The following is a 13,215-nucleotide window of genomic DNA, read 5'->3' on the forward strand; positions in this document are numbered from 1 at the left end:
GTTGGGACAAATAAAAAGTAAACTGTAATTTGGTATGGAGAATATAAATGAAAAAGCGAAGATGTTATATATACACAAGGGTATCTACGTCTATGCAGGTAGAAGGATACAGCTTGGAAGCACAAAAAGAAAGATTGAGAAAATATGCAGATTTTCAGGAAATGGTGATTGTCGGAGAGTATTCGGATGAGGGAAAGTCAGGAAAAAGTATTGAAGGACGGCAGGAATTTATGCAAATGCTTCGGGATATTGAAGAAGGTAAAGATCGTGTAGAGTTTGTCTTGGTATATAAGTTATCCCGTTTTGGAAGAAATGCTGCAGATGTACTTAATTCTTTGCAGAGAATGCAGGATTTTGGAGTAAATTTGATCTGTGTTGAAGATGGTATAGACAGTTCTAAAGACAGCGGTAAGCTGATGATTTCTGTTCTGTCTGCGGTAGCAGAAATTGAACGTGAAAATATTCTGGTACAGACAATGGAGGGGCGCAGACAAAAGGCGAGAGATGGCAAATGGAACGGCGGATTTGCTCCGTACGGATATAAGCTGTTAAATGGAGAACTGGAAATTGCAGAAGATGAGGCAGAAATCATTCGTATTATTTTTGATAAATATATTCATACCAATATGGGAGTAAATGGCATTGCAGCCTATCTGAATGAGCATGGCTACAAGAAGAAAAAGAGACAGAATAATACGTTGGATGCGTTTGCTACTTCTTTTATAAAGGGTGTCCTTGATAATCCTATTTATTGTGGTAAATTGGCATTTGGAAGAAGGAAAACTGAAAGAGTGCCAGGCAAGAGAAATGAATTCCGTATTGTAAAGCAGGATTCTTATATATTAAGTGATGGTATTCACGAAGCCATTATTTCCGAAGATGATTGGAACTTGGCAAAACAGAAACGAAATATAAATGGAGTAAAGCATGAGAAAATCCATAGTTTGGAGCATGAACATATTTTGTCCGGAATTCTTAAATGTCCAATTTGTGGAAAGGGAATGTATGGAAATGTAAACCGTAAGAAGAAAAAAGACGGAACATTTTATAAGGATTATTTTTATTATGCCTGCAAGCATAGGTATTATGTGAATGGTCATAAATGTGATTACCGGAAGCAGTGGAACGAAGAAAAAGTAAATGATGCGGTAGCAGAAGTTATTAAAAAGCTGGTGAATAATCCGAAATTTGAAGCCGCTATACGTGCAAAAATCAATTCTAAGATAGATACCGGAGAATTGGAAACAGAGCATGAGAACTTGAAAAAACAGCTGCGGCAAGTATTGGGAGCTAAAAATAGGTTAGGACAACAGATGGACAATCTGGATATTTCTGATAAAATGTATGACAGGAAGTATCAGGATATGCAGGATCGGTTAAATGGTTTGTATGATGAGATTGAACGACTGGAAAGTCTGATCGATGATATAGTATCCAGAAAAGAGTATATCCGTCAGCAGAAAATTTCTGAGGATGGAGTGTATCAATATCTTTTGTACTTTGACAAACTGTATGATAAATTCACCGATATGGAGAAAAAAGAATTTATGAACAGTTTTGTTGAAAGAGTTGATATTTACGAGGATGAACAGCCGAACGGAAGATTTTTGAAGCATATAAAATTTAAGTTTCCGGTATTTTTTGACGGTGAAGAAATTCAGGAACTTAGTTGGGACAACGAAACAACAGTTGAGACAGTCGCTCTGCTTACGAGAAAAGCCCGGTAAATCAAAGGTTTTCGCCGATTTGGGGCAAAAATGGATGTGTGTTTCTGTTTCCGCAGAGTGATGATATATCAGGAGGTTTACCCCAGGGGATAGGCTTTGGAGAACGGGAGATATACATTTTGGCGAAAGAATACTTTTTCGCAAAAGCGGTTTTGTTAAAGGAGCGTATGATGAAGGAAATTGAACAGTTCGCAACCCAATTTCGAAGAGCGATTGACTTGGCTTTGGAAGCAGGGGAGTTTGATAACGACAGCATATATCGCAGATTTCCACGTGCTTGCTGCGGAGATACGAGTGATTTGTTAGCTCAGTATTTATTGGATAAAGGTATCAAAACAGATTATGTCTGTGGAACATATTGGGGTAAACCGGATGGAAACGGACAATCTCATGCATGGCTGATGGTAGACAAATATATTATTATAGATATCACAGGTGACCAATTTAGTGGCAAGTCTACTTTTCTTAATTATGACAAATCAGTTTATGTAGGTGAGGGAGATGATTTCCATAGGCTCTTTGAGGTTGAAGATAGAGATGTTCATGAGCATCGTGGGTTGAGTGCTTTGGGTGGTTTTTGTGGACCGAGGCTGTGGGATTTATATAGAAAAATTCTAAAATACATTTAGTCAACCACTTTTTATGGGGATAAAACCATTACCCCACTTTGAAAACCTATTGCATACTTTCGCTATGCAGTATAAAATAAATGTTCAGGGGAATATTGAAACCGTATGTCTGCTTTCAAAGAAACCTTGATTTTCTGCGGTTTGTGGGATATTAAGGAACGAAAATGGATATGTGTTTTGTAGCCTTATGAATGAACCATTTGAATATCGCAGCAGTGGGGTGTTTTGAAACTCTGCTGAATAATAGGCTTTTGCTAAAAGGTATCACTTTTGTGAAAATGTATGATACTTCCTGGCAGAAGCCTTTTTATATAAAGATAACTTGACTTCTAAATCTTACTGATGTAATATTTACACAAGTGCAGTAGGATTGCGGACGAAATTTTTTTGTTGCGAAATCTTACGCATGTAATAAAAGGAAGGAGGAATGCATAGTACGATATACCCAGCAAAGAGAAATTTTTTTACTTCAAAATCTTACGAGTGTAATATTTTGAAGATATAGCGTACATTGAAAATAGAATATGACCATATCAGCAAAGCAAAATGAATGGAGGTCAATATGAAGAAAGGAAAAAGCAGAAACAAGCGAAAGAAAACAAGAAGCAGGCTCCTATGGATTGCGATTGCTGTTATAGGAATAGCTGCGGTAATTTCTGCAGTATGTGTGGCAGGAATGTTGGCAACAAAGGAAAATGCCTGGAAGACACCGGAAGAACTTCTGGTGGAGTACATGGATCATATTCCAAAACAGGAGTATGAAGAAATGTATGCAATGCTACATATTGAGGCATCGGGAAATGTCAGTCAGGAGGATTTTGTAACTCGAAATTCAGCTATTTATGAAGGTATAGAAGTCCAGAATATAGCTGTCCAGATTATTGCATATGACGAGGAGCAAATGACGGTAACCTACCAGACTTCTTTCGATACAGTTGCAGGAACTATCAGCTTTGAGAATAAAGCACTTTTCCTAAAGGACGAAGAAGGATATCAGTTAGTTTGGGATGATTCCCTGATTTTTCCGAATCTGGCATCTACAGATAAAGTAAGAGTTTCCACTACACAGGCAGAACGAGGAGAAATTCTGGATAGGAACGGACGTGTCCTTGCAGGAAAAGGTACAGCATCTTCGGTTGGAATCGTTCCGGGCAAGTTGGAAAACAGAGAGGAAGCAATCGCACAGATTGCAGAACTAGTGGAAATCACACCGGAAGCGATAGAAAAGAAACTGTCTGCAAAGTGGGTAAAGGATGATTCTTTTGTTCCCATTAAAACAATTCCAAGAGTGGAAGAAATTGAGTTAATGTCTATCAGTCCAGATGAAGAAGTCCTAAAGGAGAAAGAAAGGCATGAAAAGTTGCTGGAGATTCCCGGAGTGATGATATCTGATGTTGAAGTGCGTGAATACCCATTAGGAGAAGCAGCGGCACATTTGGTCGGATATGTTCAAAGTGTTACTGCGGAAGATTTAGAGGAGCATGCAGGAGAAGGCTATACAGCCAATAGTGTAATCGGCAGAAGCGGAATGGAGAGCTTGTTCGAGAGTGAACTGAAAGGCCAGAACGGTTGCAGGATTTACATTGTAAACTCGGAAGGCAAAGAGAAGGAGGAACTTGCTTGTATCCTGGTACAGCATGGGCAGGACATCCAGCTTACGATAGATACTGATTTACAGGTTTCCTTGCATGAGCAGTTTAAGGAAGATAAAAGCTGCTCGGTAGCCATGAATCCTTATACCGGAGAAGTATTGGCTTTGGTCAGCACACCGGCCTATGACAATAACGATTTTATTATGGGATTGTCGAGTGAGCAGTGGACTGTACTTAACGAGGATGAGAATAAGCCAATGTATAATCGCTTCCGGCAAGTGTGGTGTCCGGGGTCTACATTCAAGCCAATTACCGCAGCGGTCGGCTTGGAATCAGGAGCAATCGATCCAATGGAAGATTACGGCAACGTAGGCTTAAGTTGGCAAAAGGATGCATCGTGGGGTTCCTATCATGTAACAACACTCCATGCATATGAACCAGTCATTTTAGAGAATGCCCTAATATATTCCGACAATATTTATTTCGCAAAGGCAGCATTAAAGATTGGCTCAGAAGAGATGGAGAGTTCTTTGACTGGACTTGGTTTTAATGAGGAACTGCCATTTGAGATTAAGATGGCAGAGTCGCAGTATTCTAATTCAGAGGGAATTGAAACAGAAATACAGTTAGCAGACAGCGGTTACGGTCAAGGGCAGGTTTTGGTGAATCCATTACATATGGCATGTATCTATTCTGCTTTCTGTAACGAGGGAAATGTTATAAAGCCGTATTTAGTATATCAGAAAGACGCAGTAGCTGAGTATTGGATTCCGGGAGCCTTTTCTAATGAGACAGCAAGCCGTGTATTGGAAGGAACAAAAAAGGTTGTGAATGATTCTAATGGAACTGGATATGCAGCCCATCGGGATGACATTCTTTTAGCAGGAAAAACAGGTACGGCAGAAATCAAGGCATCGAAGGATGATACTTCGGGTACGGAATTAGGATGGTTTGCAATTTTTACAGCAGAAGATACGGTAGAACGTCCTATATTGATTATTAGCATGGTAGAAGATGTGAAAGGAAGAGGAGGAAGCGGATATGTTGTTAAGAAAGACAACCTGGTTCTGGAAGAGTGGTTTGGCAGCAATTAGCTTTGTATTAATACTTAGTATTTCGGGGTGCAGTGATGCACCCCCGGAAGAAAATACAGTTTCGGAAACGGTAATAGATGTTCAGGCTATTCAGGAAGAATCAGAGGAGGATGCAGATGAAATTATAAGCGTCTGCATTGATCTTTATGAGAAAGCAGAAGAAGAAAATAAATTAGCGGATTTGGAAACAATCCGTAGTATTGTAAATCGTCTTGGAGAAAATGGTTATTCGGCAGTTGACAGCAGAAATCAAATTAACATGACGGAACCAGAGAAGGTAGTGGAATTCTGCGAAAAGGTGGATGCACAGGAGGAAGCAGAAATAACGATTCTTGAAATCAGTTATTTGGGCGGATTTGTAAAATACGATTTGCACACAAAAGGCGGAAATGTGGATGTGGTCAGAAGCTATTACAAGTATGAAAATGGAAATATGAAAAGAGAGGTTATAGGAAACTATCAAGCGGAGTATTGGAATTATACAGAAGAAGGTTACCTGATGTTTTCCGGTGTTTGGTTTTCAGAAGAATTATATGTTCTTACATTGAGTGGAGCAGAGGAACATACCGCATTACGGGTACAGCCATTGGATGAAACATATAGGGAGTTGAGTCGGAAATATCTCAACCCAATCAGCTTTGAACGGAATAATATGTTCATTGTGGATTGGAGTGAGGAGGATTTCGGGGATTTGAATTTCTATGATATGTATGACATTCTTTATCCAAAAGTGAATGGTCAATATGCTCCCTATGTTGCTGATGACAACTTATCAGTCAGTGCAGTTTATCAGATTCCAAAAGAAGAATTTGAAAGTGTTATTATGAAATATTTCAACATTGATAGTGAAACGCTACAATCAAAAACCATCTATGATTCGGAGAATTTGACTTATGAATATAAGCCGAGAGGCTTTGAAGAAGTAGAGTACCCCGAATATCCATATTCAGAGGTAGTAGGTTTTACAGAAAACAATGATGGGACAATTACACTTACAGCCAATGTAGTATTCCCTTATGCGGGTGATTCCAAGGTATATGCTCACGAGGTTGTGGTTCGCCCTTTAGAGAATGGACGGGTACAATATGTATCTAATCGAATTATACCATCCGAAGACAACTACAGAGAAACTTGGCATACGCCACGGTTGACGTTAGAAGAATGGGAAGAATTGTACGGAGGAGAATAATGGAGGATTTGAAATGGCTGCTTAGAAAATGTGGACTTCTAATTTTACTGCTGTTGATTTTCGTGATAGTTGGGGTAATCTGTTGGGGGAAAATGCATGAAGAAGAACAAAAGGTGGCAGAAGAAGTATGGGAGCCACCTGTAGAAATCGAAAATAGCGAAGCAGAAACAGAAGAAGCCGAGAATGCGGAAACTTCCACAGAGTCAGCATATTGGTTTATTCCGCAAGCCAGTGATTGTCTTATCTCAGATGAGGAAAAGGAACAATTTAGTGAAAAGGCAGAAGCAAAGAAAAATGGACGCATGACCGTTGTAGAAGTTGCAAAGGGAGGGAGCTGCATCATTCGGAATATGGAGACACATGACGGAATTGTAAATATGATCAGAAGTTATTGTATTTATGAGAATGGTAAATTAAAGCAATCTTCAGAAGATATATACAGGACAGAATCATGGGAATATACAGAAGACGGACATTTGATGTTTTCCGGTCGGTTAGCCTTTGAAGGATCTTATGAAGTTACGAGAAATGAGATTATGGAATATATGGCATATAGGGTACTGTCATTAGATGAAACATGCAGAGAACTAAACCGTAAATATATACTTCCGATCGGATATGAACGTAATAATATGTTTCTGACAGACTGGAGTGAAGAAGAGTTCGCAGAGCTAGATTTTTATGATATGTTTGATTTGTTTTATCAGGAAAATCATACGGCGAACGGAGAGTTTACTTTTGGAAATGCAATGGGAACAAGCGCGGTATATTTAATTTCAAAAGAAAAATTTGAACCGGTTATCAAATCTAAATTCAAAATCAGCAGTGAAGTGTTGCAGTCGAAGACAGTTTATTATCCGTGTGAAGAAGTCTATGAATACAAACCGAGAGGGCTTGAAGAAACAGAATATCCGGAATATCCGTATCCGGAAGTTATTGGATATGTGAATAATGATGACGGAACTTTGACATTGAAGGTACAGGCTGTTTTTCCTTATAGAGGGGTATCAAAAGCGTACATCCATGAAGTAACTGTGCGCGATACGAAAGATGGAGGTATACAGTATGTGGGAAATCGGATTATCGAGCCGATAAACAATCCGGAGATTAGATGGCACGTACCGCGCTTGACAAGAACAGAGTGGGAAGAGTTGTATGGAGATAATTAGTTTATCTCCATATATTTAAGTCCGATAAAACAGATAAGGTGATTTCTGAAGCCTTTTTACCGGTGGCGTGTTTTTGATACTGAATATTGGAAGCAAAAAAATAAGTATTATCTGCATTTTCTACAAAGCCGATAAACCAACCGTTGACATCTTGTCCGTTTACTCGTCCTGTTCCGGTTTTTCCGTAGAGGTCACCGAAAGCAGAGGAGGAGATGTGGAGGGCGTTCTTTACAGTCCCGGTGTTTTCTAAGGAGAATCCGAAGCGGTTATTATGCAGTTTGACTAAAAGCTCGACCTGTTCTATCGGGGAAATCTTCAGGGAGGAATTCAACCAATAGGAAGAAAGATTACCGCTTAAATTCTCATTTCCATATCCGATTTGGTGAAGGTATTTCTGAATAGAGTCGGCTCCAAGCCGTTCATCAATAGTCTGAAAATACCAGTTGACGGAAGCTCCCATAGCTGATTGTAATGTTTGATCGGTGTTCCACGCTTCAAAAGGATAGTTTTTCCCGTTCCATTTGATCAAGGAATTTGCAGGGGTGATGACACCTTCTTCTAATCCAAACAAAGCATCATATATTTTGTAGGTGGAGTTTGGAGCAACTCGTAAGACAGCTCGGTCTATATTGTGTATTTTCCAGACATCTCTTTTTAAGTCATATAATACAAAACTACCTTCATATTTTCCGAAATAATTACGAAGGTCTATTTCAGAACAATTCTTTGAAGTTGTGTTCCACTGATATTGCTTTTCATCTGTCGCATAGGTAGAGACAAACGGTGTAAGTCCGAAAAGGAGAATAGATATCATCAGAAAAGCAATGAAGCTTTTCAGTTTTTTTTGTAATGTCGGTTTTTCATAAGAAGCAATATTTAGGATTCTTCGCTTCATCTGCTTCATATTTCCTCCGATGCCGGAGGAAAAGGGAAATGGAGTCAGAGAAATCTTTTCGGCAAAGTTAATCAGCGTATTTCCATAAGTTACATAATCGTCGGATTTCAGCAGGTTTAAAACAGAACTATCACAGGCAATTTCCCTGTCGCCGCGCATTTCTTTCAGTGCGTACCAGACGAACGGATTGAACCAATATATCATTCCGGCGAGGTTTATCAAATAGTTGATAAATCCGTCTTTGTGTTTATAGTGCTGAAGTTCATGCAACAACATATACCGGATATCTGTTTCATTTTTATCCGATATCAGGTGAACGGGAAGAAAGATGCACGGTTTCCAAAATCCTGCAATAACAGGAGATTTTAGATAAGCAGCGCTGTATACGGGTATACTTTTTGTAATATTTGTGTCATTTAGGCAGCGTCGATATAATTTTTGAACATCCTGATCTTCAAGAGGTGATGCAGATTTTTTTAATGAATGCAGGAACAGAGCAGATCGGATTGCTAATATTATCATAATGATAATACCCAAAATCCAAAGAGTAAATAGCAGATAACCGATTGCGGATGAGGATGCTTCGTTTACGGAGAGCGCAAAGTCATCCATCCAATCTTTTGCGCCTGCGATGTTCGTGTGAAGTGGTGGAGCCGAGGCGTTTTTTGTGGCGGCAGAAGGAAGAAACTTTAAGTTCGTGAAACCGAAAAATAGTTCTGAAAACTTGAAAAAATGAGAAGGTAAGAATGGAACTGTTAAAAGTCCAAGCAACAGAAACCATAAGTTATACTGCATCCGGCTTGACAGACAATTTTTTAAAATATGTTTCATAAGCAAAAGGATACTGATGATGCCGCAAAATAATATGTTGCAGATAAGAAAGCGAATCATGAAATCAGACATATTATTCTCCTCCTTTTTCCTGTTTCTGTGAAAGAAGAGTTCGGAGTGTATCTAATTCCGATTTTGATAATTTGTCATTTTCTATATAGGAAGATACCATAGCTGTAATATTGCCATCATAATAACGGTTCAGAAAAGAAGAACTTTGTTGTCTGATGTATTCATCTTCTTTTACTGCAGGAGTATAAACAAATACACGACTTTGTTTTTCGTATGTGAGCGCGCCTTTGGTCACAAGGCGTTTGATTAAAGTTTGAATTGTTTTAGGACTCCAGTTTGTAGTAGGCAATAACTTTTCGGTAATTTCATTTGTGTTGATAGGTGCGTATTTCCATACGATCTTCATGACCTCAAATTCTGCTTCGGAAATCTGCGGGAATGTGCTCATAAGTTCTCTCCTTTTAAATCTTACGATTGTAATATAAACATTATAGATGGGAATAGAAAACTTGTCAATTTATGCGGCAGAATAAAATATTATGTAAAATAGCCAATTGGATAAATCCAGTCGGTTTTTTGTGGGAAATCTGGATTATCACTCAGATTGTATACATGATTCTGGCAGTAATCTAGTCCCGTATGTGTAGTTCATGGCAAAACGTAATTTATTGGATAAAATGAGAAAACATTATGAAATGACGGAGAAAAATGACTTAAAAAATCTGAACAGATATAACAGGAGCTGCAAAAAGATGATACGCATTTTACACAATGACAGTTATGTAAGCATGGAAAAAGTGATATAATAGGCAAAAGATTAGGAAAGATAAGTAGAACGAAGAGGTAAGATTTGGGGTGTTTTGCAACTGAAGAAAACACGGAAGATGATAACCCTCCAATAGGGATTAATTATAGTAGGAGAAGATTCAAAATGAAAAGTGTTACACGATATTTCAGAAATGCTGTGGCAGCAAGTATGCAAGGAACCGTAAACTATAAAAAAGAGCGTTTTTTTGTAGTTACAGAAGGGGAATTATTATCTGGAAAGTTAAGTGAAGAGAATAATTTTAATATATGGAAGAAGGAGTATGATGCAGAGAGCGATAATGATGAAGAAAAATTAAAGATAAAAAATGTAATTATTGCATTAAAGACATTAGCAACGGAATTCCGGGATGGCGGAAAGATGGAAGACAATATAGAAGAGATGACTTCATTTTTCTTTTTGCCGTTATGCGTAACCCGTACCGGAAAGTTATGTATGCCGGTTGAAGGGAAAATACCTTGGATACCGCGGGAGTATTTAAGACCTATGGAGGATCCTTTGCTTGCTGTAGGAGATGGTGAGAAATATGATGAATTTTTGGAGCATACTACGAACGAAAGATATCAGTTGGATTCGTGGCAGGATTATTTAGCATATGCGATCAAACTCTATGAATTTGTTGCAGAGATACCATTTAAAAGTAACTACATTAGAAATGGAAATGAACTGTTTAAAGCAGATGGCAGATATTATTTGTTTCAGGATTCGACAGTTAATGCTTCTTTTTATATTTTGCAGTTGTATAATGCGTTGATAAAGGGAACTGTTAATTCCTTGTATGATAAAATAACGAATGGAAAGATAGAGCCCTCAAAACCGCTGATAAAAAATACTGATATAAGTAAAATGAAAGCTCATGTCGGACAAATGGGAGGGGCATATCCATTGTCACCATCTCAGCGTGAGGCAATGAACCATTTTGGAGAAATAAAAGAAGGAAATCTTTTGGCAGTCAGTGAACCTCCGGGAACAGGAAAGACTACTTTTTTGCAGTCTGTAGTGGCAGACATGTATGTAAAATCTGCATTGAAGAGGGAAAGGGCACCGATTATTGTTGCAGCATCCACTAATAATCAGGCGGTTACAAATATTATTGATTCTTTTGGACAGATTTCAGAGATTGGGATTTCTAATTTAGAACATAAGTGGATTACTGGAACAGATAGCTTTGCAGTTTATTTTCCCTCCAATGGGAAAGTAAAGGAAGCTGCCCAAAAACGATATCAGTATACGACGGTACGCGGGGGTGGATTTGTAGATGAACTTGAGTCAAAAGAAAATAGACGTTCCTCAGGAAGGTTATTTAAACAAGAATTTCATCAATATTTTCGAAGAGAGACAGCAAGTATTGATTTTGCGTTATGTGAAGAAATATTGTGGAAGGAATTGGAGAAAGTAAATAAAGACAGAATAAATTGTATCTCTATGTTAGATAATATAAAAAGCGTTCTCGGTAGGGAATCGTATGGAGCATATGTAGAAAGGATAATGCAGAACATACGGAAAGAAGAAGCGATTAGAAATGATTTGCAAAATCAAATAGAAAAAATTCAGGAAACTACACAATGGTTTTTAAATAGGATGCAGGAATGGCGAAAAGCTTATCAGCAATTTCCGTGGTATGTACGATTATTAAAAAAGTTTTTCTGTTTTAAAAGCAAGATACAAAGATGGTCATTTCCCTTTGTAAATCAAGCGGAATTATCCTTTTTAAGACGTGATATGTCAATAGATGAGATAGAAAAAGTTTATATGCAGAAAATATGTGATAATGATTTGCAAAAAAGTCAGTTGCAGGAACAGAAGCTTTGTATAGACGATAAAATAGAAAAATTAAAAAGTCAAAAAAAAGAAATAGATATAAAGATGGAACATTTAAAAGAAGGATATCAAAACTTTGAAAAATATAATGTTGCAGTTCCGGAGGACAGTGTGTTAAATGAATTCGACTTGTGTAAATTGAACGATGTATTGGATCGGGTAAGATATGCAGAATTTTGGCTGGCAGTACATTATTATGAGAGTCGTTGGTTGAAGGAAGATAATCCGGTCAGTGAGAAGCAAAAAGGAAAAACATTTAAAAATATACTGGATGATATGTATCATCGGATTGCTATGATATCACCGTGTATGGTTATGACATTTTTTATGCTTCCAAAACAGTTTTGGGCATATGACGGAAATGATAAAAAGAACTATTTTATGTGTAACTATATAGATTTATTAGTCGTAGATGAAGCGGGACAGACATCTCCGGAGATTGCTGCCGCATCGTTTTCCTTAGCTAAAAAAGCAGTTATTGTAGGGGATGAAGAACAAATACCGCCCGTATGGGGAACTGCAAGAGCTCTTGATATTGCAATGGCAATCAGTAATGGTGTAATTGCAAATAAAGGTGAATACGGTATGCTTGAAGAAAATGGTTTAAATTGTTCTCAATCCAGTATTATGAAAATGGCTGCACTATCCTGTGAATTTAATAAATATAAAAGAGGGCTATTTTTAAGTGAACATCGCCGGTGTTATAATGAAATAATTACATATTGTAACAAACTGGTATATGAGGGGAAATTGGAACCTAAGAGGGGTTCCTTTTATGCAGCTGAGTACAATGAATTAAGAGGGCTTCTTCCGGTAATGGGATTCAGACAGGTTACCACCGCAAAATCAGAGAAATACGGAGGAAGCAGACGAAACAGAGAAGAAGCTGAGGCTATTATAATGTGGCTGCAGAAAAAATATGAAAAAATTTTATTATGCTACAGCGACAAAGATGGCATTGAGGAGAGAGGAGTATTGGGGATTATCACGCCTTTTAAGAGCCAAAGTTTTTTGATAAAGAATCTTATAAAACGTAGACTTCCGGAGTATTCAAAGTTTATTGATGTTGGAACTGTACATACGTTTCAAGGGGCGGAGCGAAAAGTCATTTTGTTTTCCAGTGTGTATGGAAGTGAAGATGGGTGTTATTTTATTAACAGAGCACCGGATCTTATGAATGTTGCGGTGTCTCGGGCAAAAGATTCGTTTTTGGTTTTTGGAGATAAAGAGTGCCTTACAGGAGGGGAAAAAACTGCGGCAGGATTGTTGAAAAAAATGGTGTTTGTGGAAGGGGAGGAACTATGTTAAGGAATATGATTAACAACATAAAGAAGTCTGTATGTAAAGCAAATGAGGACTTTATATTTGGTACGGATTTTGCGGACAAAATGGGATGGAATGAATTAGATGATATTAGACGAACAAATGGA

The 13,215-nt window shown here is 37.9% G+C and carries 8 protein-coding genes; 6 read left to right on the forward strand and 2 right to left on the reverse strand.

The genetic code is table 11. From position 1 onward, the window contains the following. Window positions 1–47 precede the first annotated feature (47 nt). From ACH9UM_RS02345 to ACH9UM_RS02365, 5 genes are all read left to right on the forward strand, one after another. Entirely contained in the window at window positions 48–1,727 is a 1,680-nt protein-coding gene (locus ACH9UM_RS02345; RefSeq protein WP_055159326.1) for a recombinase family protein, read from the forward strand. A gap of 119 nt (window positions 1,728–1,846) precedes the next feature. Beyond that, the gene (locus ACH9UM_RS02350; RefSeq protein WP_049889967.1) at window positions 1,847–2,356 is read left to right on the forward strand and encodes a hypothetical protein; all 510 of its coding nucleotides are present in this window, start codon (window positions 1,847–1,849) and stop codon (window positions 2,354–2,356) included. 562 nt (window positions 2,357–2,918) lie between these two features. Beyond that, window positions 2,919–5,042, forward strand: a complete 2,124-nt coding sequence (locus ACH9UM_RS02355; RefSeq protein ID WP_009320925.1) for a penicillin-binding transpeptidase domain-containing protein — start codon at window positions 2,919–2,921, stop codon at window positions 5,040–5,042. Further along, entirely contained in the window at window positions 4,990–6,231 is a 1,242-nt protein-coding gene (locus ACH9UM_RS02360) for a DUF6070 family protein (protein ID WP_009320924.1), read from the forward strand. The genes ACH9UM_RS02355 and ACH9UM_RS02360 overlap by 53 nt, the downstream gene beginning before the upstream one ends. Beyond that, on the forward strand, window positions 6,231–7,400 hold the full coding sequence (locus ACH9UM_RS02365) for a DUF6070 family protein (protein WP_400091839.1): 1,170 nt from the start codon (window positions 6,231–6,233) through the stop codon (window positions 7,398–7,400). Before ACH9UM_RS02360 ends, ACH9UM_RS02365 begins: the two co-directional genes overlap by 1 nt. Before the next feature lies 1 nt (window position 7,401). Here the strand turns inward: ACH9UM_RS02365 and ACH9UM_RS02370 are convergent, their stop codons facing one another. Next, on the reverse strand, window positions 7,402–9,198 hold the full coding sequence (locus ACH9UM_RS02370) for a BlaR1 family beta-lactam sensor/signal transducer (protein WP_009242830.1): 1,797 nt from the start codon (window positions 9,196–9,198) through the stop codon (window positions 7,402–7,404). Window position 9,199: 1 nt separating this feature from the next. Then, window positions 9,200–9,586: a BlaI/MecI/CopY family transcriptional regulator gene (locus ACH9UM_RS02375; protein ID WP_004846616.1), complete on the reverse strand. Its 387-nt coding sequence runs from the start codon at window positions 9,584–9,586 to the stop codon at window positions 9,200–9,202. A 483-nt stretch (window positions 9,587–10,069) separates the two neighbouring features. Between ACH9UM_RS02375 and ACH9UM_RS02380 the strand changes: the two genes are divergently transcribed. Then, on the forward strand, window positions 10,070–13,093 hold the full coding sequence (locus ACH9UM_RS02380; protein ID WP_400091843.1) for an AAA domain-containing protein: 3,024 nt from the start codon (window positions 10,070–10,072) through the stop codon (window positions 13,091–13,093). Window positions 13,094–13,215 lie beyond the last annotated feature (122 nt).

The organism is Mediterraneibacter torques (genome assembly GCF_044591705.1).
In the GTDB taxonomy this organism is placed as follows: Bacteria; Bacillota; Clostridia; order Lachnospirales; family Lachnospiraceae; genus Mediterraneibacter; species Mediterraneibacter torques.

Excerpts from the sequence above, each read along its gene's own strand:
- ACH9UM_RS02345 (WP_055159326.1), top strand. The coding sequence starts at position 48 with ATGAAAAAGCGAAGATGTTATATATACACAAGGGTATCTACGTCTATG.
- ACH9UM_RS02355 (WP_009320925.1), top strand. The coding sequence starts at position 2,919 with ATGAAGAAAGGAAAAAGCAGAAACAAGCGAAAGAAAACAAGAAGCAGG.
- ACH9UM_RS02360 (WP_009320924.1), top strand. The coding sequence starts at position 4,990 with ATGTTGTTAAGAAAGACAACCTGGTTCTGGAAGAGTGGTTTGGCAGCA.
- ACH9UM_RS02365 (WP_400091839.1), top strand. The coding sequence starts at position 6,231 with ATGGAGGATTTGAAATGGCTGCTTAGAAAATGTGGACTTCTAATTTTA.
- ACH9UM_RS02370 (WP_009242830.1), bottom strand. The coding sequence starts at position 9,198 with ATGTCTGATTTCATGATTCGCTTTCTTATCTGCAACATATTATTTTGC.
- ACH9UM_RS02375 (WP_004846616.1), bottom strand. The coding sequence starts at position 9,586 with ATGAGCACATTCCCGCAGATTTCCGAAGCAGAATTTGAGGTCATGAAG.
- ACH9UM_RS02380 (WP_400091843.1), top strand. The coding sequence starts at position 10,070 with ATGAAAAGTGTTACACGATATTTCAGAAATGCTGTGGCAGCAAGTATG.